Below are 22,376 nucleotides of genomic sequence, written 5' to 3' on the forward strand. Positions count from 1 at the left end.
TCGCGCGTCTTCCGGAGGAGACACACATGAAACTCAAACTGTTGCTGGCGGCGTTGCCGTTCGTCGGGATGTATACGGGCGGCTCGATCGCCGAGGTGCGGCCGCTGCTGTTCGGGCTGCCGTTCCTGCTCGTCTGGAACCTGCTGTGGATGGCGGCGACCGCCGCGATCCTCGCGATCCTGTTCCATCTCGACGAGCGCGACGCGGCGCGTGACGGCCGCACGGGAGACGCGCGATGAACGCTTCGATCCTCATCATCGCGGCGTTCGCCGTGTTCGCGCTCGCGATCGGCGTGATGGCGCGGCGCGGCCGCAAGCTCACGCTCGAGCAATGGGCGGTCGGCGGGCGCGGCTTCGGTTCGCTGCTCACGTTCCTGCTGATGGCCGGCGAGGCGTTCTCGACGTTCTCGTTCCTCGGCGCGAGCGGCTGGACCTACAGCAAGGGCGTGCCCGCCTTCTACATCCTGTCGTACGGCTGCCTCGCGTTCGTGATCGGCTACTGGATGCTGCCGGCGATCTGGCGCTTCGCGAAGGAGCGCGGGCTCGTGTCGTTCGCCGACTACTTCGCGGCGAAGTACGACAGCCGCGCGATCGGCGTGCTGGTGTCGATCGTCGCGGTGTTCGCGATGGTGTCGCTGCTGATGATCCAGTTGCGCGGGCTCGGCGTGATCGTGTCGGAGATGTCGTACGGGCTGATTCCGCAGTCGGCCGCGATCTGGATCGCCGCGACGCTGATGGCCGTGTACATGGTCGTGTCGGGCATTCACGGCTCGGCGAGCATCGCGATCTTCAAGGACGTGCTGATCCTCGCGATCGCGATCTTCCTCGGCCTGTACCTGCCGATGCATTACTACGGCGGCCTCGGCGAGATGTTCGCGAAGATCGACGCCGTGCATCCGGAGCTGCTGCGCATGCCCGAGCACGGCTTCAACCTGAGCTGGTACAACTCGACGATCCTGCTCACGTCGCTCGGCTACTACCTGTATCCGCACGGCTTCACCGCGATCTACGTCGCGAAGGACGAACGCGCGCTGCGCCGCAACGTGATCCTGATGCCGCTGTACCAGGTGCTGATCGCGTTCCTGTTCCTCGTCGGCTTCGCGGCCGTGATGACGGTGCACGGGCTCGAAGGCGCGCAGACCGACCTCGCGCTGCTGCGTCTCGTCAAGCAGACGTTCCCCGCGTGGTTCGTCGGCATCGTCGGCGGCACGGGCCTGTTGACGGCGCTGGTGCCGGGCTCGCTGATCATGCTGAACGCATCGACGACGATCGCACGCAACATCTACCGCGAAGGCTTCGCGCCGAACGCGACCGACCGCGAGGTGACGCGCGTCGCGCGGATCGCGCTGCCGATCTTCACGCTGGTGGTCGTGTACTTCGTGCTGCGCGGCGGCGCGACCTTCGTCACGCTCGCGATCTTCTCGTCGAGCCTGCTCACGCAGCTCGTGCCGATGCTCGCGTCGAGCTTCCTGAAGCGGCCGTTCGGCACGCGCGAAGGCGCGTTCGCGGGGATCGTCGCCGGCGCGATCGTGATCGCGATGACCAACTACTACGGCGTGACGCTCGCGTCGCTGTTCCCCGGTGCATCGAGCACGATCACGTCGATCAACCCCGGGCTCGTCGCGCTCGCCGTGAATGCGGTGATCTTCATCGCGGTCAGCGCGGTGCAGCGCAAGCTGAAGGCACGGATTGCCGCGCCGGCCCGCTCCGCGTAACACGCCGTATCGCGTGCGGTCGCCAGGCCGCCGGGTTACCGCCCGGCGGTTTTTCGATTCGACGGCACCCGACTCATTTCGAATCAGAACAGGACACCAAGCGATGACTACCGAGGACAAGCGCGAAGCAATCGACACGCTGATCGCACACGGCTGCGTGATCACGATGGATGCGCAGCGGCGCGTGATCGAGAACGGCGCGGTTGCCGTGAAGGAGAAGCGCATCGTCGCCGTCGGCGACACGGCCGAGCTCCAGGCACGCTACCGTGCCGCTCGCACGATCGATGCACGCCGCAAGGCCGTGCTGCCGGGCCTGATCGATTCGCATGCGCACGCGGGCCACGCGATGCTGCGCACGATCGGCGGCGCGGACGGCGATGCATGGTCGGCCGCGGCCGAGACGATCTATACGCGCGCGTCGGACGAAGCGTTCTGGGAAACCGAATCGCATCTCGCGGCGCTCGAACGGCTGAAGGCCGGCGTGACGACGGGCGTGTCGCTGCTCGGCGGCGGCAACTCGATCATGCGCGTCGACGATCCGGTCTACGCGCGTCGCCATTGCGATGCGGTGGTGCGCACCGGCACGCGCTCGATCGTCGCGGTGGGCCCGTCGCGGCCGCCCGCGCCGCGTGCGTACACGCGCCACACGCCGGACGGCAGCGACACGCGCGACATCGATTTCGACACGATGTACGACGTATGCGAAGACATCGTCGACGCGTGCCACGGCGATGCCGACGGCCGGATCCGGATCGCGCTGACGCTGCCCGTGTACGGGCCCGAGCACGACCCTGAACTTGCGCAATACGAACGCGATTTCCGCGATCAGGCGGCCCGCTACGGCGCGCTGGCACGCGCGCGCGGCCTGACCTTCACGCAGGACGGCCACCGCGCCGGCACGCTCGCGTTCGCGCATCGCGAGCTGGGGCTGCTCGGCCCGACGTCGTTCATGTCGCACAGCATCGACCTGACCGACGACGACATCGCCGCGTGCGTCGAAACCGGCACCGCGATCATCCACAACCCGAGCGCGATCATGTCGATCATCGGCCGCTGCCCGGTGCCCGAGCTGATCGATGCGGGCGTGACCGTTGCGATCGCATCGGACGGCGCGGCGCCCGATCGCGGCTACGACATGTTCCGCCACATGTGGCAGTGCATGCATTACCACCGCCGGCACTTCCGCGATCCGGACGTGCTGCCGCACGGCAAGGTGCTCGAGATGGTGACGATCGATGCGGCGAAGGCGCTGTCGCTCGATCACGAGATCGGTTCGCTCGAAGCCGGCAAGCTCGCGGACATCATCCTCGTCGACCTGTTCCGCCCGCACATGATGCCGATGAACATGCCCGTGTATCGCGTGACGTGCTTCGCGAACGCGGCCGACGTATGCATGACGATGGTCGGCGGCCGGGTGCTGATGGACGATCGTCGCGTGTTGTCGGTCGACGAAGGCGAGATTCTGGAACGCGTGAACGAAGTGGCGGAAACGATGATCGCGCGCAGCGGGTTGCGCCATCTGCTCGACGAGCCGAAGACGCTGTGGGGGCGCAGTCACTACTAAGCGGTCGATCGTAAGCCGATGGATCGGCCGGCTCGGGCCCAGCGCGGCCCGAGCCGGTTGCATCACGCGCCGAGCGCATCACACGGCGAGCGCATCACACGGCGAGCGCATCACGCCGCAACCGCACCACCGCGCAACCGCATCACGCGGCGACCGCGTCGCGCAGGCGAAATTGCGCGACGGCATCGCTGAGCCGCGCGCCCTGCTCGTCGAGCGACAGCGCCGCGGCCGCCGCCTCTTCGACGAGCGCCGCATTGCGCTGCATCGTCTGTTCCATCTGGATGACCGCCGCGTTCACCTGCTCGATGCCGGACGTTTGCTCGTCGAATGCGATGCTGGTTTCGTTCATGATCGCATTGACGCGCTCGACCGCGGCCACGAGCTCGGTCATCGCCGTACCGGCCCGCGCGACGAGGCCGCTGCCGTCTTCGACGCGTTGCGCCGAATGGCCGATGAGCTCGCGGATCTCCTTCGCCGCCGACGCGCAGCGCTGCGCGAGCCCGCGCACCTCGGTCGCGACGACCGCGAACCCGCGCCCCTGTTCACCCGCGCGTGCCGCTTCGACGGCGGCGTTCAGCGCGAGGATGTTGGTCTGGAACGCGATGCTCTCGATCACGCCGACGATGCCCGAGATCCGCGCGGAGCTGTGCGAGATCGCCGACATCGTTTCGACGACGCGCTGCATCGCATCGCCGCCGCGCGCCGCGATGCCGGCCGCGCCTTCCGCGTAGGTGCGCGCATCGCGCGCGTTGTCCGCGTTCTGCCGCACGGTGGCGGTCAGTTGCTCGACGCTCGCGGCGGCCTGCTGCAGCGACACCGCCTGCTGCTCGGTGCGCGCCGACAGGTCGACGTTGCCGCTCGCGATCGTGCGGACGTCGCCGACGATCGTCTCCGTGCTAGCGCGAACCTGGTTCACCGTGTCGACGAGGCCATCCTGCATCCGCTTCAGCGCGCCGAGCAGATACGCCATTTCGTTTTCGCCGGGAATGACGACGGTGCCGGTGAGGTCGCCTTTCGAGATCCTGTCGAAATGGTCGACGGCGAGATGGATCGGCTCGATGATCGCCTTCGCGAGCATGCGCTGCGCGAAGAAGCCGACGACGAGCGCGAGTGCGGCGACCGCCGCCATCGCCCACACGATCCGATGAAAGCGCTCGCCGGCCGCGTCGTAGCGGGCCTTCTGCCGTGACACCTGGAACGATTCCAGCGCGTCGATCGCGTGCTGGTAGGCGGGGAACAGCGCAGGCGGCGCGGTGCGCTGCGTATCGAGGAAGTCGAATGCATTGTCCTGGTCGAGCTGCGAGAGCGCCTTCAGGAACACCTGGTCGAGCAGCGCGCGCCGGTGGGTCTGCAGCGTATCGAACAACTGCTGCTCGTCGGCGCTGCGTGCATGCAGCCGCGCGTACGCGTCGAGTTCGTCGTTGCTCTGCTTGAGGAGCGCATGGAGTTGCTCGATCTCGGCCTTGGCCGGCTGGCCCGCGCTGATGATCCGCGCGACGTCGCTGACGCGCTCGCGCAGCACGAGCATGCGCTCGGAGCTGGTCTTCAGGTGCAGCAGCGACGCGGTATCGTCGCGATACATCGCTTCGAGCGAGCCGTTGCCCGCATAGAGCGCGGCGATGCCGGCGCCGACGACCAGCACGAGCAGGACGGTATAGCCGGCGACGGTCGCGACGAGGCCGCCGCGGATAGAGAGTTTTCGCATGACGTTCCCTTGCCGGCGGCCGGAACGGTGGCCGATGGCGGATATGGATTCATTCCGGATCACGAACGACGCGCGCCGCGATACGACGCGGCGCGATTGGGCTGCGAACGGGTTAACGGCGGGGAAGACGGGGAAGTTTTATCTGAACGCGACGCGAATCTGAACGAATGCGACCGCGCACGGGCGTGCGGGGCGGGGCGAATCCGGCGGCCGAATCGAAGACGATCGCGGCCGCCGGACCCGCGTGACCGTCAGCTTCCGGTGCGGAAGCCCAGCGCGGCCGCCTTCGCGCGCAGTTCGGCGAAGCGGTCGGCCGCGGGATTCATCGCCATCTGCGACGGATCGATGCCGGACACCGAGCTGGACGGCGCCGGCGCGCTCGCGCCCGCGCACAGCGTGCCGAACGGCCCTGGCGCGACCGTGAACGCCGGCGCGTCCGCGCGCGGCGCGTCGCTGAAGTCGAGCGCGTAAGCGAGATTGACCGTCGCCGGATCGCTGCCGCGCACGCCGAGCGGCGGCAGCCCGAAGCGCCATTGCAGCAGCGCGTGAATCGAGCTCGGTCGAACGGATAGCGTGTCACCGTGCCGGCGCGCACGCGCGGGCCGAGCAGCGCAAGCGGCACGCGAAAGCCGAGCTTGCCGTCGTTGCCGACCGCGAGCTCGTTGTTGCTGATCGGCCGGATCGGCGGCACCACGTGCTCGAGAAAGCCGCCCCATTCGTCGTACACGACGATCATCAGCGTGCGGCTCCACGCGGGGCTCGTGCGCAGCGCGTCATATACCTGGTTCAGGAACGCCTGCCCGTCGCGGATGTCCGCGTGCGGATGATCGTCCGACGAATTGCCTTGCCCCTCGCCGGTGAAAGCCGGATCGACCATGCAGAACGGCGGCAGCGTGCCCGCCGCCGCGTCCGACAGGAAGGTCGGGAACGTATGCGAGATGCCGAGATAGCGGGTGCCGTACAGCGCGGTGAACGGGATGTCGCGATAGTAGTAACTGCAACCCACCTTCGCATCGCTCAGGTTGTCCCAGATCGTGCGCAGCGACGAATTGTCCGTGCTGTCGTCGAGGCGATCGGTGGCCCCGCTGTGCAGGTACAGCCGATTCGGGAACGTGCTGGTCAGGGCGCCGCAGAAATAGAAGTCGCCGATGGTGTAGTTGCTCGCCACCGCGCTGAAGAACGGCAGGTCGGCCGACGTGTAATAGCCGATCGGGAGCAGATCGCCCTGGTGCAGGCTCGTTCCCGGCGTCAGGAGCCAGCCGTTCATCGCGCCCGATGCCAGTTGCGTGCGCGCGCCCTGGTAGGTGTGGTTCGGGTCCTGGAACCCGCAGGCCTGGTAGCCGTACGCCGGATTGGCCGACAGCGCAAACGGCGCGTTGGTGCCGCCGAACGCGTCCTTGAATTGCTGATTCGCGGGCATGCCCTCCGCACTCGGCACCCAGCTCAGGTAGTGGTCGAACGAACGGTTTTCCATCGTGACCAGCACGATGTGGTCGATGCCGGAGTTCGCCGGGGCGGGCAGCGCCGGTCGCGGCAGGCTGTAGCGATCGCGGCCGTCCGGCGACGGGACATTGCCGACCGACGGCGCCGGCGCGTTGCCGTCCGGTCGATTGATGTCGCCGTCGCCGCCGCCGCAACCGGGGAGCGCCACACTGCCGGCGACCGCGGCCACGCCGGCGAGAAAACGGCGGCGATTGTAGTGGTGAGGGGCATGCTTGTCGTCCATGGCAACGTCTCCTTGATTATTCGATGCGGGGTCGCGCATCGCGGCCGCGATGCGACGCGCGCTCGCTGCTTCGGAGCAGTGCGAGCCGACGCTTGGCGCAAGCTTCATGCCTGTCGGACGCGGTCGATACGTCGTGTCATGTGGATCGCCGCGAGTGCGACGCGCGCGCTCGGCAAGCCGGCGGCGCGGGCTGGAAACACGGGGTGTCGTCGCACGTGTTCGATGCACTGCATCATGAAGCGGATCGTTGAGCGCGAAACCTTCGCCGAACGATCGATCGACGCGATTGCACACATCGTTGGTCAAAAGGAATCGACGGCTTGCCGGGCCGACGGCGCACGGTCGACACTCACCGGCGGTGTGCGGGTATCGTGGCCCGACCAATGCCGATGGTTGCGCGCCGGCGGACATGCTAGGATTTCCGTCAAACAACTTCGGAGACTGCCATGCCGTTCATCTGCGAGAACGTTGAATGCCGTGCGGTGCTGGCTCGAGGGCAGGTCCGGTCCCGTCAGGAGGACGCGGGCTGGTGCTTCTACTGCCCGGACTGCAATACGCGGAACGCGTTGAAGGATATCGGCACGATCGGCGGCCCGGCCGAGCTGGTGCAGCCGGAGGGCACCAGTCTGCCGCACCGGATCATCGCGGCGGCCCGGCCACTGGAAGACGGCAGATATGCGGCGCAGTTGCGCGTGCAGCGCGCGCTCGCGGTGAAGGGAACCTACGCGGCCGAGGAGCATTGGGACGAGCTGGGCGTGTTCCCCGATGCGCAAGAGGCCGTCGCGCATGCGAAGTCGTTTGCAACGGAATTGCTGGCATCGACCGCGTAATGCCCGATGATCGAGCGTCGGGCCCGCCCGGTTTCGACGGCTCGATTGCCTGATGCGACGAACGAAGAAGCGGCGTCGTGCATTCGCGCACGACGCCGCTTTGCGTGTTCCGTCCGTGTTCCGTTCGCGTTCGTCAGTTGTAGATATCGAACGAGAAATACTTCTTCGCGATCCGCTGATACGTACCGTCCTGAATCAGGCTCGCGAGCGCGTCGTTGATCTGCTTGCGCAGCGCGTCGTCGTCCTTGCGCATGCCGATCGCCGAGCCGACGCCGAGCGTCTTCGGATCCTGCAGCGCCGGCCCCGCGAACTCGAAGTTCGCGCCCTTCGGCGTCTTCAGGAAGCCGAGGTCGGCCTGTACCGACGATTGCAGCGATGCGTCGAGCCGCCCCGCTATCAGGTCCTGGTAGACGAGATCCTGCGTCTGGTACGTGCGCACGATCACGCCCTTCGGTTCCCAGTACGTGCGCGCATAGGTTTCCTGCGTCGTTCCCTGCTCGACGCCGACGCTCTTGCCGGCCAGCGATGCGGCCGTCGGCTGCAGGTTCGCGCCGCGCCGCGCGACGAGCCGGGGCGGCACGTTGTTGATCTTGTCGGTGAACGCAATCTGCGCGAGGCGCTTCTCCGTCACGCTCATCGACGACAGCACGCCGTCGAACTTGCGCGCCTTCAGCGCGGGAATCATCCCGTCGAACGCATTCTCGACCCACACGCAGCGCACCTTCATGCGTTCGCAGATCGCGTTGCCGAGGTCGATGTCGAAGCCGACGAGCTTGCCGTCGGGCGCGAGCGATTCGAACGGCGCATAGCTGGGATCGACGCCGAAGCGCAGGACGGCAGGGTCCTTCGCGGCTGCGACGCCTGCCGTCAGCGCGAGCGCAACGGCCATGACGAGCTTTTTCATGGTGTCTCCATTTACCGGTTGGTTTTGTTCGAGTTGAAGCGAAACTGCGGCCGATTGGCGTGACCGCCCGCGCCCGGCCGTGCTGCGGGCGGTGGCCGGTCGCCGGAAGATGCCGGCGGCCGTCCGGGTCAGGGAATCCGGTTCAGTGCGAGGTGCCGGTGATGCGCGCCATGCTGCGCCGGTAGCCGGCAGGGGAGAACGTCGCGTTCAACGCGGCCATCGCGGCGATCACGCCGATGTGCACCCACCACGCGATCGCGAAGCCGCCGCCCGCGTCGCGCAGCCAGCCGATCAGCCAGGGGCTCGACGCGACGGTCAGGAATCCTATGCCCTGCACGAACGCGGCGAGCGCACCCGCGAGGCGCGCGTCCGGCAGGTGGTCGAGCGTGACGATCAGGCTCATCGAGAAGAAGCCGCCGAGCCCGACGCCGACGCTCGCGACCCATACCCCCGGTGAGAGCGCGGGCATCGTCGCGAAGCCGACGAAGCCGGCCGCCTGCAGCGCGAGCGTGAGCCACAGCACCGGGCGGCGATCGTGCGCGCGTTTCGCGAGCATCGGCATCGCCAGCGCGCCGGCCGCCTGGAACACCGCCATCCACGCGAGCAGGTTGCCGCTCGCCTGCGCGCTCATGCCGACGCTGCGATAAAACGCGGGCAGCCACGCGACCACGCTCGCGTAACCGCTGTTGCTCAGGCCGAAGAACAGGGCGAGCTGCCATGCGCGCGGAATCTGCGCGAACGCGGCGACCGGCGCCGCTACCGCTGCCGCATGCGCGCTGTCGTGCGGCGCCTTCGCGCGCCACAGCGTGAGCGTGACGAGCGCGGGCACCGCCCATACCGACAACGACAGATGCCAGCCGCCGTGCGCGGCGAGCCACGGGCTCGCGACCGCGCCGAAGGCGCCGCCGCCGACCAGCGCGGCCGAATAGAGGCCCATCGCGAGCGGCAGCCGGTCGGCGAACCAGCGTTTCGCGAGGCCCGGCGCGAGCGACTGGATGACGGCGACGCCCGCGCCGGCGGCGATGGCCGTGACGATCAGCCCGGCGCTGCTGCCCGTCCACAGGCGGGCGATGCAACCGGCGGCGATCAGCGCCAGCGCGCCGGTCAGCGCGCGCTGCTCGCCGATGCGGCGCGCCAGTCCGACGCCGAAGCCGGCGACGACGCCCATCAGCACGAACGGCAGCGTGGTCAGCAGCGCGGCCGCGCGAAAGCCGAGGCCCGTGTCGGCGCGCACGAGGTCGAGCACGGGGCCGAACGCGGTCAGGAATGGCCGCAGGTTGAGGCCGGCCAGCACCAGCAGCGCGAGCGCGCCATAGGACACGGAAGCCGTATGCGGGCGGGGAACGGCTTGCGCGGTGCCGGGGTCGGTCATCGGAATGCTCCAGAGCGGGCCGAGAGGCCCTGTGATGCGATGCCGAAAGGGTAAAGGCGCGCGTCGCCAGTGGAAAATTAAATATTCGACTGGCGATCAGTGCGGAATGCGATGGTTGGGCGCGGTGTGACGGGGCCGGATGGGAGAGGCCGGCGGGGCGGGCGGCGAGCGGTCTGCGGTCTGCGGCGTGCGGGGAGCGGCGTGTGGGGAGCGGCGAGCGGCGTGCGGCGAGCGGGGGAGGGAGCCGCGCGGCGCTATGCGGCCGGCGCCTGCGATACGCGGGCCTGCTTTCGGGCCCGCTCTCGCGCCGCGACGAGCGCCCGGATCCGCGTACGATCGGCCGCCGACGCGGGCGTGAAGATCACGAGGCTCAGGTCCGGGCGACCGGTCACCGAGAACGCCGAGTATTCGAGCGCGATCCGGCCGGCCTGCGGATGACGGATTTCCTTCGTGCCTTCGTCGTGCGAACGGATGTCGTGGTCGCGCCACATCGCATCGAATTCGGCGCTCGTCGCGCGCATCTCGTGCCGTTCCGCGAGATCGCGGCCGTGATCGGCCGCAGGCTCGACGTACCGGTGGTCGCGAAATCGGCGGAGCAGGCCGGCGAACACTTCGGCTGGTTCGCGATGTTCGCGCGGATGGATGCGCCCGCAACGAGCGAGCGCACGCGTGCGTTGCTCGACTGGGCGCCGCGGCAGCCGGGCCTGCTCGCGGACATCGACCGGCCGCGGTATTTCGAAGGCTGACGGGCGAACGCGCGTGCGGTCGTTGCCGGGCGGCATGCGCGTCGCGGCGGCGGTCAGACGGTCACGGCACAAACGGCACGCACCGCATGCACGTCATACACCCACGACATACGGGCGTGCCGGCCTGCCGCTGTCGTCATTCGACCGGATGCAGATCCTGCAGCATGGTCGGCACGAGCTCCGACACGGTCGGATGGATGTGCATCGCGCGGCTGATCGTCGTATACGGCACGCCCGCGGCCATCACGTCGAGCATTCCGTGGATCACCTCGTCGCCCGTCACGCCGAGGATCGACGCGCCGAGAATCGCGTGACTGTCCGCGTCGACGATCACCTTCATGAAGCCCTGGCTCTCGCCTTTTTCGACGGCGCGGCCGACGCGCGTCATCGGGCGCGTGCCGACCAGCAGCCGGCGGCCCGTCCGCTTCGCTTCCGCGAGCGTCATGCCGACGCGGGCGAGCGGCGGATCGATGTACATCGCGTACGCGGTGATGCGGTCGGACACCTTGCGCGGATCGTCGTCGAGCAGGTTGGCCGCGACGATCTCGTAGTCGTTGTACGCGGTGTGCGTGAACGCGCCGCGCCCGTTGCAGTCGCCGAGCGCCCAGATGCCTGGCACGCTGGCGCGCAAATGTTCGTCGACGGTGATGTAGCCGTGCGTATCGGTCGCGATGCCGGCCTGTTCGAGCCCGAGATCGTCGGTGTTCGGCACGCGGCCGACCGCGAGCAGCAGATGCGAGCCCGTGACCTGGCGGCGGGTGCCCGTGCAGTCGAGGCCGACCACGACGCCGTCGCCGCTGTCGTCACGCCGCGCGTTCAGGCAGTTCGCGTCGACCTGCACGTCGATGCCTTCTTTCTCGAGAATCTCGCGCACCGCCTGCGATACGTCCTCGTCCTCGCGATGGATCAGCCGCGGCCCCTTCTCGATGATCGTGACCCGCGAGCCGAAGCGGCGATACATCTGGCCGAATTCGAGCCCGACGTAGCTGCCGCCGATGATCACGAGATGCTCGGGCAGGAAGTCGACGTCCATCATCGTCGAGTTGGTCAGGTACGGCACCGAGTCGAGCCCCGGCATCGGCGGAATCTGCGCGCGCCCGCCGACGTTGATGAAGATGCGGTTCGCCTCGAGCAGCGCGTCGCCCACGCGCACCGCGTCGGGGCGCTCGAAGCGCGCATGGCCCTGGAATACGGTCGTATTGTCGAGCCCGCGCACCCATTGCTCGACGCCGTGGTTCGAGCGGCCGGAGATGCGGTCCTTGCGCGCCTTCACGGCCTTCATGTCGACGCTCACGGGGCCGACCGACACGCCGTATTCGTCGGCGCGCCGCGCGAGCTGCGCGGCGTACGCGCTCGCAATGAGCGTCTTGGTCGGAATGCAGCCGGTGTTGACGCAGGTGCCGCCGAAGCGGCCGCGCTCGACGATCGCGACTTTCATGCCGGCGCCGGCGAGCCGCGCGGCGAGCGGCGGCCCGGCTTGCCCGGTGCCGATGATGATCGCGTCGAAGTGTTGCGTCATGACGTCCTCCTGCGCTGGTTCAACGTGAAGGGGGCGTGCGCAAGCCGCATGCCGCGCCGGCGCGCGCGAACGGCGACAAGCGTTCATGGTAGACCTGTTGGCCTGCGCCCGCGAGTGCGGCGCGGCGGGGACGTATCGCGTTGAAAGCAGGCGCCGACGCCGGCGTTACGACGCGGCTCGCGCAGGTTTCATTCCCTGCGTTTCCGTCACAGATCCCGGCCGAGGAACTCGGTGCCCGGCACCGGATTGAACGCGACGGGCGGCGCGGGCGTGAAGCCGAGCGATGCATACAGTTGCCTTGCAGCCGCAAACTCGGGCAGCACGTCGAGACACATCCGCGCATAGCCGGCCGCCTTCGCATCGTGCACCAGCCGTTCGACGAGCCGGCGGCCGACGTTCAATCCGCGCGCTTCGGGACGCACGTACACGCGCTTCATTTCGCACGTCGCCGCGTCGATTTCGCGAAACGCCGCGCAGCCGACCGCGCGCTCGCCGTTCCATGCGAGCAGCAACTGGTCGCGCGGCGCCGCGTATTTGCCCGGCAGCGCGGCAAGTTCGCGCTCGTAGTCCTGGAACGCGAGGCTGACGGTGGGGCTCGCGATGTACTCGCGGAAGATCGCTTCGACGGCGGCGGCATCGTCCGGATAGCGGGCGGCGCGGATCTCGATCATGGCGGCGGTGCGGGGGCGGGAACGGCAGCCAGCATAACAGCGCGCCGGCGCTTTCGGCGGCCCGCGAAGCGTGCCAGAATCATTGGCTTCACCGTCGGGAAACGACGCGCAGGCGCCGGCGCATCGGCGTCGATTTTCCAGGAGACTTCGATGACTGCATCGGCGGCCGTACTCGCCATTCTGGGTGCGCTGTGGCTTGGCGCGATGATTCCGGGCCCGAGCTTCGTGCTGGTGGCCCGCAACTCGATCGGGCTGTCGCGCCGCGACGGGCTCGCCACCGCGCTCGGCATGGGCATCGGCGGGATCGCATTCGGCGGCGTCGCGCTGGCCGGGCTCTACACGCTGCTGCAGGCGGTCGAATGGCTGTATGTGGGGCTCAAGCTGGCGGGAGGCGTGTATCTGATCTACATGGCGTCGAAGATCTGGCGCGGCGCCGACCGGCCGATCGCGATGGACGATCCGCAGGCCGTCGTCGCCGGCAGCGCGCGCAAGTCGTTCTGGACGGGCCTCACGACCCAGCTGAGCAATCCGAAGACGGCCATCTGGTACGGCAGCATCTTCGCGGCGCTCCTGCCGCAGCATCCGCCGCTGTGGTGCTATCTGGCGCTGCCGCCGCTCGTGTTCGGCGTCGAATTCGGCTGGTACACGATCGTCGCGCTGTGCTTTTCCACGCGCCGTCCGCGCGAACTCTACTTGCGCGCGAAGAAGTGGGTCGATCGCGTCGCGGCCGGTGCGATCACGTTGCTCGGGCTGCGGCTGATCCTGAACGCGCCGAAAGCGGGGATCTGACGAGCGACGGCGGCGGTATCGCCACCGCCACCGCCACCGCCACCGCCATTGCCATCGCCCCGCGAGCCTTATGCGGCGGGCGTTCGCGCCCGTTGCGCGGTGTGCCGACACCGGCCGCTTCCCCGATTCTGGCGGTCGACCGCCCGACGACGTGTAAACTGCTGCCTTTTTGACGGTTTGCAGCATGGTGCAAGCTCCCCCGCGCCCGGCGCTGAGCGGTCCGACGCTCGTCCGGCTGCTCGCGCGCCTGACCGATGCCGACGTCGCGGAATCCCGGCAGACGCTGTCGGACCGGCTGAGCCAGTGGCTCGGCTGGACCGACGCGATCACGTTGTCGTCCGCGTTGAGTGCGAGCCCGCCCGGCGTCGCGGCCGGCGTGCGCGGCTACGACGCCGAGCGCGACTGCGCGCGCGTGCGCCACGACCTCGCGCAGGCGATCACGGCCGCCAACCGCCCGCGTACGCGGCGGCGACCCGGCGAGATGCCGCCGCCATCCGCCGACAAGGCCGATTTCGCGGATTTCCGCCAGAGTGGTCTGTCCCTGCAACAGGAGATGGAGACCGCGATCGGCCAGTTGCGCGGCCGCCTGCGGGTCGCGCTCGCCGCGCGCTCGTCCGGCATGGCGCGGCTCGCGACCCTCGACGCGATCATGGAACGCGTGCTCGGCGCGCGCGAGCGCAGCCTGCTGTCCGGCGTGCCCGCGTTGCTCGGCACGCGCTTCGAGCGGCTGCGCGAAGCGGAGCGGCAGGCGCTCGCCGACGCGCAGGCAGCGGCCGGCGCCGATGGCGATGCCGCGGCGGCGGCCGATGCGCCGTCCGCCGTGGCGATCGTGCCCGGCACGTGGCTCGACACGTTCCGCGACGAGATGCAAAGCATCCTGCTCGCTGAACTCGAACTCCGGTTTCAAACGGTAGACGGGCTGCTCGCGGCCCTTCGTACCTGCTAATCAATACGCTATGTCCCGAATTCGTCTCGATCTCGTTGTCTTCATCGCCGGCTTGCTCGCAGTGTGCTGGATCGGCGTCGGTTATGCCGCGTCGAACCCGCTCGCGGCGGCCGTCACGCTGCTGATCGGCGCGTGCTACGTCGCCGGTGCGTGGGAACTGCAGCGCTACCGCCAGGCCACCGCCACGCTGTCGCGTGCGGTGGCGGGGCTGACCGAGCCGCCCGCCCGGCTCGATACGTGGCTCGATACGCTGCACCCGGGCCTGCGCGGCGCCGTGCGCGCCCGCGTCGAAGGCGCGCGCGTCGCGCTGCCGGGCCCGGCGCTCACGCCGTATCTCGTCGGCCTGCTCGTGCTGCTCGGCATGCTCGGCACGCTGCTCGGGATGGTCGTCACGCTGAAGGGCACGGGCGCCGCGCTCGAAAGCGCGACCGATCTCGACGCGATCCGCGCATCGCTGATCGCGCCGGTGAAGGGGCTCGGGTTCGCGTTCGGCACGTCGATCGCCGGTGTGGCGACGTCCGCGATGCTCGGCCTGTTGTCGGCGCTCGTGCGCCGCGAGCGGATCGACGCGGGCCAGCAGCTCGACGCGAAGATCGCGACGACGCTGCGCGTGCATTCGTCCGCGCATCAGCGCGACGAATCGTTCCGGCTGCTGCAGCGCCAGGCCGACGTGATGCCGGCGCTGGTCGACCGCCTGCAGACGATGATGGCGACGCTCGAGGCGCGCAGCGTCGCGCTGCACGATCGCCAGATCGAAAGCCAGCAGGCGTTCTTCGAGCGCACCGAGCGTGCGTATGCGGGCCTCGCATCGAACGTCGGCGACGCGCTGACGGAGAGCGCCGCCGAAAGCGCGCGCGTGGCCGGGGCCGCGTTGCAGCCGGTCGTCGCGGCGACGATGAGCGGGCTCGCGCAGGAGATGGCCGCGCTGCGCGACACCGTGACGGGCGCCGTGCAGCGCCAGCTCGACGGGCTGACCAGCGGCTTCGAGAAGACCACCGGCGACGTGACGGCCGTCTGGAACCGCGCGATCGACGAGCAGCGCCGCGCCGGCGACGCCGTCGCGCAGCAGTTGCAGACGACGCTCGGCCAGTTCACCGACACCTTCGCGCAGCGTTCGACGGACCTGCTCGACGGCGTCGCGACGCGCCTCGAATCGACCGAAACGCGTTTGTCGGATGCGTGGCGCGATGCGCTCGCGCGTCAGGAGCAGGTCGGCGAGACGCTGGCCGGCCAGCATGCACGCGCGCTGGGTGAAGCCGCCGCGACGTTCGAGCGGCATTCGGGCGCGACGCTCGCGTCGATGCGCGAGTCGCATGCGGCGCTGCAGACGCAACTCGCCGCGCGCGACGAAGCGCGCCTGTCCGCGTGGAACGCTTCGCTTGCCGCGATGGCCGAGAAGCTCGGCGACGAGTGGCAGCGCGCCGGCGCGCATAGCGCCGGCCGTCAGCAGGAAATCTGCGACGCGCTCGCACAAACCACGCGTGATCTCACCCAACAGGCGGCGACGTTCGAACAGCGCTCGAACGATCTGCTGTCGACGATTCGCGATTCGCATACGGGTCTGCAAACGCAACTGGCCGCACGCGACGAAGAACGTCTGGCGGCGTGGAACGCTTCGCTTGCCGCGATGGCCGAGAAGCTCGGCGACGAATGGCAGCGCGCAGGCGTGCATAGCGCAGGCCGCCAGCAGGAAATCTGCGACGCGCTCGCACAAACTACGCGCGATCTGACCGCACAGGCGGCGACGTTCGAACAACGCTCGAACGATTTGCTGTCGACGATCCGCGATTCGCACACGGGTCTGCAAACGCAACTGGCTGCACGCGACGAAGAACGTTTGTCGACGTGGAATGTGTCGCTTGCGGAAATGGCGACGAAGCTCAGCGACGAATGGCAGCGCGCGGGCGTGCATAGCGCCGGCCGTCAGCAGGAAATCTGCGACGCACTCGCGCAGACCACGCGCGATCTCGCCGCAGAAGCAGCGACCTTCGAGCAACGTTCGAACGATTTGCTGTCGACGATCCGCGATTCGCACACGGGTCTGCAAACGCAACTGGCGGCACGCGACGAAGAACGCCTGTCGGCATGGAACGCTTCGCTCGCGGAAATGGCGACGAAGCTCGGCGACGAATGGCAGCGCGCCGGCGTGCACAGCGCCGGCCGTCAGCAGGAAATCTGCGACGCGCTCGTACAAACCACGCGCGATCTCACCGCACAAGCAGCGACCTTCGAGCAACGCTCGAACGACCTGCTGTCGACGATCCGCGATTCGCATACGAGCCTGCAAACGCAACTGGCCGCACGCGACGAAGCGCGTCTGTCCGCATGGAACGACTCGCTCGCCGCGATGGCCGCCGCGCTGCGCGACGAATGGTCGCAGACGAGCGCACAGGCTGCAGCGCGCCAGCAGGACATCTGCGACACGCTGACCCGCACCGCGAATGACATCACCGCGCAGGCGCAGGTGCATGCGAGCGACACGATCAACGAAATCGCGCGTCTCGTGCAGGCCGCGTCGGAGGCGCCGAAGGCCGCGGCCGACGTCGTCGCCGAGCTGCGCCAGCGCCTGTCCGACAGCATGGTGCGCGACACCGAGATGCTCGAGGAGCGCGGCCGCCTGCTCGCGACGCTCGAAACGCTGCTCGGCGCGGTCAACCACGCGTCGACCGAACAGCGCACCGCGATCGACGCGCTCGTCAGCACGTCGGCCGACCTGCTCGATCGCGTCGGCGCGCGCTTCAACGACACCGTCGCTGCCGAAACGCGCAAGCTTGATTCGGTCGCCGCGCAGGTCACCGCGGGCGCCGTCGAGGTCGCGAGCCTCGGCGATGCGTTCGGCGCGGCCGTGCAGGTATTCGGCGAGTCGAACGACAAGCTGCTGACCCATCTGCAGCGCATCGAGGCCGCGCTCGAGAAGTCGCTCGCGCGCAGCGACGAGCAGCTCGAGTACTACGTCGCGCAGGCGCGCGAGGTGATCGACCTGAGCATGATGTCGCAGAAGCAGATCGTCGAAGACCTGCAGCATCTCGCCGGGCGGCGGGCATCGGTCGGGGCGTAACGCATGCACGACGAAATCGACGACGGCGCACCTTCCGCGCCGGTGTGGCCCGCGTTCGCCGACCTGATGTCGGTGCTGCTCGGCGCGTTCGTGCTGATTCTCGTCGGCGTGATCGGCATGCAGTTGCAGCTCACGTCGAAGCTCGAGGAAGCCGTGCGCGCGCGCCAGCAGGAAGCGCAGCAGCGCAAGTCGCTCGAACAGGCGCTCGCCGGGCCGCTCGCGGCCGGCCGCGTGACGCTCGTGAACGGCCGTATCGGCATCAGCGGCAACGTGCTGTTCGCGCTGAACTCCGATCAGTTGCAGCCCGCGGGCAGCGATCTGCTGAAGACGCTGGCAATGCCGCTCGCCACCTACCTGAAGACGCGCGACGAGATCCTGATGATCAGCGGCTTCGCCGACGATCAGCAGGTGCGCGCCGGCAACCGCCAGTTCGCGGACAACTGGGAACTGTCGGCCAAGCGTGCGTTGACGGTCACGCGCGCGCTGATCGATGCGGGCGTGCCTGCATCGTCGGTGTTTGCCGCCGCGTTCGGCTCCGAACAGCCGGTCAGCTCGAACGCGGACGATGAAGGCCGTGCGAAGAATCGCCGCGTGGAGATCGCGCCGGTGCCGCGCAAGTCCGCGTCGAACGGAGGGCGCGCGAAGTGACGGGCGCCGCGACGCAGGTGCGCGCGCTGCTCGACGCATGGCGCGAGCAGGGCGCCGATCGGCTCGACCCGGTGCGCTTCCATCGGCTCGACGCGCTGGAGCGGCGCGCGGCCGCGCTCGACGGCGACGCGCGCGCGTTGCTCGATGCGCGTCTCGCGACGCTGCTGGACGGGTTTGCGCAGATCGTCGCGCGAGCCGATGACGCAGCGGCGGCGTGCGACAGTGCGCAAGCAGCCGCGCAGATGCGGCCGCGCGGCGCGCTCGGCGGCCTCGTCGAGCGTCTCGCGCGCGATGCGCAGGCCGACCGGCGCGGGCTCGATCCGGAACTGATCGACTACTTCCGCGCGATGTGGTCGAAGGTGCGCACCGAACAGCAGTATCGCCAGTCGCTCGATCAGGTGCCGCGCAACGCGGGGCCGCTCAATTCGAACAGCCTCGTGCACCGGTCGCTCGCGACGATGCGCGAGCTGTCGCCGGCATACCTGCAGCAATTCATGTCGTACATCGATGCGCTCGCTTGGCTCGAGGATCTGGCCGGCGGGGGCGCGCAAGCCGAGAAGGAAGCGCCGCGCGCGAAGGCCACGAAGGCGGCGAAGCCGGCGAAATCGACGAAGGTGGCGCGCAAGACCACGCGCACCAACGCGCGATAACACGCGATAACGCGCGTCTTTAGCGGCGTGGCGAGGGCTCGTCGATCGCCGCGCGCAGCGCCCGCAACGCATTGCTCAGCGCCGACGCGAACGGCGGATGCGCGGCGATACCCGCTGCATCGAGCTGGCTGCCGAGGATCGGCAGCGTGATCGACGCGGGTTCGACGATGCATGCCGACATCACCGACAGCGTCTCGCGCAGCGCCGCATCCGCATGCGTCGCACGCGGCGACGCATTCAATACCGCGACCGGCTTGTACACGACGGCTTCGCATCCGACGATCCAGTCCAGCGCATTCTTCATCACGGCCGTCACGCCGTGCGCGTATTCGGGGCTCGCGATCAGCACGCCGTCGGCGGCGTTCAGGCGCTCGATCAGATCGCGCACCGCGGCCGGCGACGGAAATTCGGCATCGGGATTGAACAGCGGAAATTCGCCGAGGCGATCGAAGCGCGTGATGCGCATGCCGCGCGGTGCGACGCGCGCGGCCGCGTCGAGCAGCGCCGCGTTGTACGACTGCGCACGCAGGCTGCCGCACAGCGCGACGATGTCGATGCGGCGCTCGGAATCGGTTTGGGGTTCGGTGGCCATCGAAGAGCGTATCGGTTGGCGGAATGCGCGGCGGCGTCGCGCGGATCGGACGGATTATCGCATCGGTGCGGGCGCGGCGTGATGCGCGTGGCGGGTGCCGCGGGCACGATGCAATTCACGTCGGGCCGGCGGCGATGTCATCGAATCGCATCCGCCAGCGGCCACGTCGGTCATCCCGGTTGCTCGCGCCAGACCGGCGAGCGTCCAGCCGTTGCCGATCAACAGCCTGCGCGTATGCAGCGCGTCGTGCACGTCGCTTTCGACGGCTTCGCCGAGATAACGCAGCGCGCGGCCTTCGACGTCAACGAAGCCGTGCCGGTAGTCATGCGCGAGCGCGCGCCACAACCGCGCCGCGCCGACCGACTGGCGCGCGCCGCTGATCAGGCACAGGCCCGCGTCGAGTCCCCATCGATACAGCGTGGTCGCGAGGCCGCGGCGTTGCGCGGTGCCGCGCAGCCGCGTATGCGGTGCGCGCAGGTAGCGGTCTGCGCGACGCGGAAGCTCGGGCAGCCGGTTGAAGATCGTGTAACCGGCGAGCTGCCGGGCCGACGGATCCTCGACGTAAAGGAAGTATTCGCCGTCCGCCTCGCGGTAGCGAACGATCAGGCCGGAGTCGCCGAGCGCGACGGCCGGCAGATCGTGCAGGCGATGGCCCGGCTGGTGCAGACCTGCATGGAGCGCGTCGAGTTCATCGTCGATGTGTTGCTGGGAATGCTGTACGTCGATACGCATGGCAAAGGGCGCCCGTCCCGGGCGCATCTAGAAAGGGGTTCATCGCAATGGGGAAAGGGAATGGCAGCGGCCCCCGGGCTCGGCGAGCGAGCCGGGGCCGCGAATCAGCTGGGGATGTGCTGGAAACCGGCGGCGATCGCGGCGAGGCCCGCGATGCAGAGTGCGAACAGGATCAGGACTTTATGGATCACGCCTCTCTCCTCAAGAATGCGCGACGCCGAACGGCGGTGTCGCGGAGACGGTGATGGCGGGCCGGGCCCGCACGGCCGTCGTGCGGGACGACGGTCGAGGCCGCGCGACAGGCGCGCGCGGACGGTCAGCACCATACGCGACGGGGAGGGGGCGGGCAACGGGAGTGGCGCGGAAAAGCGACGAAACGCGCGGAATCACGGTGTTTCGCGACAATTGGCCGCAATGGCGCGGCGCGGGCGTGCTGGAGGCATGCGCGGTCATGATGGCGCCGTCGTTCGTCGTGCTCGTGATGCCGACGTGGATAGTCGTGGTCGGCATCGTGCTGATGTCGTCGGTGAGCGAGAACGGCACGCTTCGCGATGTCGACGACGCGATGCCATTCGCGCGCGTCGTCCTCCCGGCCATTCGAGCATCCCGAGCATGCGGCCGCCCGTCGGCGCATCACGCCACCTGCTGCCCCCCGAACGCTTGCTTGATCCGCGCAAACAGCCCATGCTGCGCGATCCATTCCGCATACGCGCGATAGTCAGGATCGCGCATCAAATGGCGTTCTTCCGTCTTTGCCCGCGTGTAGTAGATCAGGTTGACCGCGACGAGCCCCGCGCAGTGCATGAGCCCGATCTGCCAGCCGAGCGGCTCGATGAACGGCACCGACACCATCCAGTACGACAGGTTCTTCGCGATGTAGGCCGGATGCTTCGTGAAGCGATACGGGCCCGACGTGATGATCCCGCGGTTCGTGAGGTTCGAGAAACGCAGCCCGAACGCGATCGTCGACAGCGCGTAGGTCATCAGCAGCAGGATGATCACCGCGCCCCAGATCACGCGCAGCGTCGGCGCGGACAGCAGCCAGTTGTCCCAGAACAGCGAGCCTTCGTAGCGGATGTAGTTGTTCGAGATCAGCGACCAGAACGGCTGGTAGCACATCAGCGCGGCGACCCAGCCGAGCGTGGTCGGCTCGACGGTGCGCACGTGACTGTCGAGGATGCGGAACGTGCACAGGTAGCCGACGGTGCCGAACATCAGGTCCATCGTGAACGACAGGTCGTACAGGAACACGAAGGTCGCAATCGTCATCGGCGCGTTCACCGCGTGCGCGAGCGACGCGCTCAGGTGATCGGCGTCCTTCGACAGGTAGACGGTCATCAGCGGCAGGAAGAACGCCTTCACGCCCCAGCCGGCGAGCATTTCGCGCACGGGTTCCCAGCTCGCGGGCGTCTCGCGGCGGAACAGGAAGCGGCCCCACAGCAGATACGCGTCGTCGGTCTCGCGCTGGTGGCGATCCATCCACGCGAAATAGAACGGCGCGGCGACGATCACGTACGGCGCGAGCGAGCGCAGCAGCGACCAGAACGGCAGGTAGAACGCGCCGTGATACTCGGGCAGCAGCCAGTAGATCGCGCCGATGCCGGCGTAGATCGACGCGAGCGCGCCGAGCCGCGTCGTCACGCGGGCCAGCGCAAGCGGGCGCACGGCGTGCCGCGACAGCCCGGCGCTCGGGCGCAGATAGACGTGCGAGATGAAGATTTCGTGCAGCGCGATCGTGCCGATGATCGCGAGGCTCGCGATCACGGCGCGCGTGGCCGCGTCGAGCGTCGGGTGGTCGCGCGTGACCCACAGCGCGAAGAGCCCGGCCGTGATGCCGAAGAGGCCCGCGCGAAATGGCGTGGCGGAACGGGGCGGGCGGTCCTGGACCGCGGCGATGCCGTCGAGCGTGGAATTCATGATCGGATCCTCGTCGGATGTCGGCCGGCGCCCCCGCTTGGGCGGGGTGACGCCGGCCGCTGGCCGGGCTTTGGATTCGTATGCGCCCGGCCGCTGGCCTGTGGTTCTGATACGTGAAGCGTTACTTCTTGGTGGTGCCGCCGAGCACACCGCCGAGCAGGTTCGTCACCGGCGACAGCAGGTTGGCCGCGCCGCCTGCCGCGCCGCCGTTCGAACTGCCGGTGAGGCCGCCCGTGACGGTGCCGCTGCCGGCCGGCGTCGTCGCCGCGCCGGCCGCGCCGCCGGGGCTGGCC

At 68.8% G+C, this 22,376-nt stretch carries 19 protein-coding genes and 2 pseudogenes; 10 read left to right on the forward strand and 11 right to left on the reverse strand.

The window, feature by feature from the left end:
• The first annotated feature begins 26 nt into the window (after nt 1–26).
• From O1Q03_RS31765 to O1Q03_RS31775, 3 genes are all read left to right on the forward strand, one after another.
• The gene (locus tag O1Q03_RS31765; RefSeq protein WP_269508408.1) at nt 27–239 is read left to right on the forward strand and encodes a DUF3311 domain-containing protein; all 213 of its coding nucleotides are present in this window, start codon (nt 27–29) and stop codon (nt 237–239) included.
• The gene (locus tag O1Q03_RS31770) at nt 236–1,714 is read left to right on the forward strand and encodes a sodium:solute symporter family protein (RefSeq protein ID WP_269508410.1); all 1,479 of its coding nucleotides are present in this window, start codon (nt 236–238) and stop codon (nt 1,712–1,714) included. Before O1Q03_RS31765 ends, O1Q03_RS31770 begins: the two co-directional genes overlap by 4 nt.
• 103 nt (nt 1,715–1,817) lie before the next feature.
• Nucleotides 1,818–3,278 (forward strand): amidohydrolase family protein, encoded by a 1,461-nt coding sequence (locus O1Q03_RS31775; protein ID WP_269508412.1) that lies wholly within the window; start codon nt 1,818–1,820, stop codon nt 3,276–3,278.
• A 142-nt stretch (nt 3,279–3,420) separates the two neighbouring features.
• Here O1Q03_RS31775 and O1Q03_RS31780 read toward each other — a convergent pair whose 3' ends face one another.
• Together O1Q03_RS31780 and O1Q03_RS31785 are read right to left on the reverse strand one after the other, a co-directional pair.
• Complete coding sequence (locus O1Q03_RS31780) at nt 3,421–4,983, reverse strand: methyl-accepting chemotaxis protein (RefSeq protein ID WP_269508414.1); 1,563 nt, start codon at nt 4,981–4,983, stop codon at nt 3,421–3,423.
• Nucleotides 4,984–5,234: 251 nt separating this feature from the next.
• Nucleotides 5,235–6,709: pseudogene (locus O1Q03_RS31785) on the reverse strand (alkaline phosphatase family protein).
• Nucleotides 6,710–7,155: 446 nt separating this feature from the next.
• Between O1Q03_RS31785 and O1Q03_RS31790 the strand changes: the two are divergent.
• Complete coding sequence (locus O1Q03_RS31790; protein WP_269508416.1) at nt 7,156–7,539, forward strand: hypothetical protein; 384 nt, start codon at nt 7,156–7,158, stop codon at nt 7,537–7,539.
• A 133-nt stretch (nt 7,540–7,672) separates the two neighbouring features.
• On the opposite strand, the gene O1Q03_RS31795 is transcribed toward O1Q03_RS31790, so the two are convergent.
• From O1Q03_RS31795 to O1Q03_RS31805, 3 genes are all read right to left on the reverse strand, one after another.
• Nucleotides 7,673–8,443 carry an ABC transporter substrate-binding protein gene (locus O1Q03_RS31795; protein ID WP_269508418.1) on the reverse strand — a complete coding sequence of 257 codons (771 nt, stop codon included), beginning with the start codon at nt 8,441–8,443 and terminating at the stop codon, nt 7,673–7,675.
• 142 nt (nt 8,444–8,585) lie between these two features.
• A complete protein-coding gene (locus tag O1Q03_RS31800; protein WP_269508420.1) occupies nt 8,586–9,815 on the reverse strand; it encodes a cyanate transporter in 1,230 nt (409 codons plus the stop codon).
• Nucleotides 9,816–10,069: 254 nt separating this feature from the next.
• Nucleotides 10,070–10,426: an MmyB family transcriptional regulator gene (locus O1Q03_RS31805; RefSeq protein ID WP_269508422.1), complete on the reverse strand. Its 357-nt coding sequence runs from the start codon at nt 10,424–10,426 to the stop codon at nt 10,070–10,072.
• Between O1Q03_RS31805 and O1Q03_RS31810 the strand changes: the two are divergent.
• Nucleotides 10,340–10,561 (forward strand): annotated as a pseudogene (locus O1Q03_RS31810) (3-beta hydroxysteroid dehydrogenase); the annotation flags it as partial. The gene O1Q03_RS31805 and the pseudogene O1Q03_RS31810 overlap by 87 nt on opposite strands.
• Nucleotides 10,562–10,697: 136 nt before the next feature.
• Here the strand turns inward: O1Q03_RS31810 and O1Q03_RS31815 are convergent.
• Nucleotides 10,698–12,080: an FAD-containing oxidoreductase gene (locus O1Q03_RS31815; protein WP_269508424.1), complete on the reverse strand. Its 1,383-nt coding sequence runs from the start codon at nt 12,078–12,080 to the stop codon at nt 10,698–10,700.
• Nucleotides 12,081–12,286: 206 nt separating this feature from the next.
• Nucleotides 12,287–12,751: a GNAT family N-acetyltransferase gene (locus tag O1Q03_RS31820; protein WP_269508426.1), complete on the reverse strand. Its 465-nt coding sequence runs from the start codon at nt 12,749–12,751 to the stop codon at nt 12,287–12,289.
• A 150-nt stretch (nt 12,752–12,901) separates the two neighbouring features.
• On the opposite strand from O1Q03_RS31820, the gene O1Q03_RS31825 reads away from it, so the two are divergent.
• The 5 genes from O1Q03_RS31825 to O1Q03_RS31845 all read left to right on the forward strand — a co-directional run bounded on the left by O1Q03_RS31825 (nt 12,902) and on the right by O1Q03_RS31845 (nt 18,842).
• The gene (locus O1Q03_RS31825; protein WP_269508428.1) at nt 12,902–13,540 is read left to right on the forward strand and encodes a LysE family translocator; all 639 of its coding nucleotides are present in this window, start codon (nt 12,902–12,904) and stop codon (nt 13,538–13,540) included.
• A gap of 184 nt (nt 13,541–13,724) precedes the next feature.
• A complete protein-coding gene (locus O1Q03_RS31830; RefSeq protein ID WP_269508430.1) occupies nt 13,725–14,486 on the forward strand; it encodes a DUF3348 domain-containing protein in 762 nt (253 codons plus the stop codon).
• Nucleotides 14,487–14,496: 10 nt separating this feature from the next.
• Complete coding sequence (locus tag O1Q03_RS31835; RefSeq protein ID WP_269508432.1) at nt 14,497–17,544, forward strand: DUF802 domain-containing protein; 3,048 nt, start codon at nt 14,497–14,499, stop codon at nt 17,542–17,544.
• 3 nt (nt 17,545–17,547) lie between these two features.
• Nucleotides 17,548–18,192 (forward strand): OmpA family protein, encoded by a 645-nt coding sequence (locus O1Q03_RS31840; RefSeq protein ID WP_269508434.1) that lies wholly within the window; start codon nt 17,548–17,550, stop codon nt 18,190–18,192.
• Complete coding sequence (locus tag O1Q03_RS31845; RefSeq protein ID WP_269508436.1) at nt 18,189–18,842, forward strand: DUF2894 domain-containing protein; 654 nt, start codon at nt 18,189–18,191, stop codon at nt 18,840–18,842. Before O1Q03_RS31840 ends, O1Q03_RS31845 begins: the two co-directional genes overlap by 4 nt.
• A 19-nt stretch (nt 18,843–18,861) precedes the next feature.
• Here O1Q03_RS31845 and O1Q03_RS31850 read toward each other — a convergent pair whose 3' ends face one another.
• The 4 genes from O1Q03_RS31850 to O1Q03_RS31865 form a co-directional block, all read right to left on the reverse strand.
• Nucleotides 18,862–19,434: an NADPH-dependent FMN reductase gene (locus O1Q03_RS31850; RefSeq protein WP_269508438.1), complete on the reverse strand. Its 573-nt coding sequence runs from the start codon at nt 19,432–19,434 to the stop codon at nt 18,862–18,864.
• 54 nt (nt 19,435–19,488) lie between these two features.
• On the reverse strand, nt 19,489–20,166 hold the full coding sequence (locus tag O1Q03_RS31855) for a histone acetyltransferase (RefSeq protein WP_269508440.1): 678 nt from the start codon (nt 20,164–20,166) through the stop codon (nt 19,489–19,491).
• A gap of 201 nt (nt 20,167–20,367) precedes the next feature.
• Nucleotides 20,368–20,763 carry a hypothetical protein gene (locus O1Q03_RS31860; protein WP_269508442.1) on the reverse strand — a complete coding sequence of 132 codons (396 nt, stop codon included), beginning with the start codon at nt 20,761–20,763 and terminating at the stop codon, nt 20,368–20,370.
• Nucleotides 20,764–20,799: 36 nt separating this feature from the next.
• On the reverse strand, nt 20,800–22,083 hold the full coding sequence (locus O1Q03_RS31865) for an isoprenylcysteine carboxylmethyltransferase family protein (RefSeq protein ID WP_269508444.1): 1,284 nt from the start codon (nt 22,081–22,083) through the stop codon (nt 20,800–20,802).
• Nucleotides 22,084–22,376 lie beyond the last annotated feature (293 nt).

It is taken from the genome of Burkholderia sp. IMCC1007, assembly GCF_027257875.1.
Classification (GTDB): domain Bacteria; phylum Pseudomonadota; class Gammaproteobacteria; order Burkholderiales; family Burkholderiaceae; genus Burkholderia.

Bases quoted from the DNA above. Each gene is read 5' to 3' on its own strand.
- O1Q03_RS31765 (WP_269508408.1), top strand. From the start codon at position 27: ATGAAACTCAAACTGTTGCTGGCGGCGTTGCCGTTCGTCGGGATGTAT.
- O1Q03_RS31770 (WP_269508410.1), top strand. From the start codon at position 236: ATGAACGCTTCGATCCTCATCATCGCGGCGTTCGCCGTGTTCGCGCTC.
- O1Q03_RS31775 (WP_269508412.1), top strand. From the start codon at position 1,818: ATGACTACCGAGGACAAGCGCGAAGCAATCGACACGCTGATCGCACAC.
- O1Q03_RS31780 (WP_269508414.1), bottom strand. From the start codon at position 4,983: ATGCGAAAACTCTCTATCCGCGGCGGCCTCGTCGCGACCGTCGCCGGC.
- O1Q03_RS31790 (WP_269508416.1), top strand. From the start codon at position 7,156: ATGCCGTTCATCTGCGAGAACGTTGAATGCCGTGCGGTGCTGGCTCGA.
- O1Q03_RS31795 (WP_269508418.1), bottom strand. From the start codon at position 8,443: ATGAAAAAGCTCGTCATGGCCGTTGCGCTCGCGCTGACGGCAGGCGTC.
- O1Q03_RS31800 (WP_269508420.1), bottom strand. From the start codon at position 9,815: ATGACCGACCCCGGCACCGCGCAAGCCGTTCCCCGCCCGCATACGGCT.
- O1Q03_RS31815 (WP_269508424.1), bottom strand. From the start codon at position 12,080: ATGACGCAACACTTCGACGCGATCATCATCGGCACCGGGCAAGCCGGG.
- O1Q03_RS31820 (WP_269508426.1), bottom strand. From the start codon at position 12,751: ATGATCGAGATCCGCGCCGCCCGCTATCCGGACGATGCCGCCGCCGTC.
- O1Q03_RS31825 (WP_269508428.1), top strand. From the start codon at position 12,902: ATGACTGCATCGGCGGCCGTACTCGCCATTCTGGGTGCGCTGTGGCTT.
- O1Q03_RS31830 (WP_269508430.1), top strand. From the start codon at position 13,725: ATGGTGCAAGCTCCCCCGCGCCCGGCGCTGAGCGGTCCGACGCTCGTC.
- O1Q03_RS31835 (WP_269508432.1), top strand. From the start codon at position 14,497: ATGTCCCGAATTCGTCTCGATCTCGTTGTCTTCATCGCCGGCTTGCTC.
- O1Q03_RS31840 (WP_269508434.1), top strand. From the start codon at position 17,548: ATGCACGACGAAATCGACGACGGCGCACCTTCCGCGCCGGTGTGGCCC.
- O1Q03_RS31850 (WP_269508438.1), bottom strand. From the start codon at position 19,434: ATGGCCACCGAACCCCAAACCGATTCCGAGCGCCGCATCGACATCGTC.
- O1Q03_RS31855 (WP_269508440.1), bottom strand. From the start codon at position 20,166: ATGCGTATCGACGTACAGCATTCCCAGCAACACATCGACGATGAACTC.
- O1Q03_RS31860 (WP_269508442.1), bottom strand. From the start codon at position 20,763: ATGGCCGGGAGGACGACGCGCGCGAATGGCATCGCGTCGTCGACATCG.
- O1Q03_RS31865 (WP_269508444.1), bottom strand. From the start codon at position 22,083: ATGAATTCCACGCTCGACGGCATCGCCGCGGTCCAGGACCGCCCGCCC.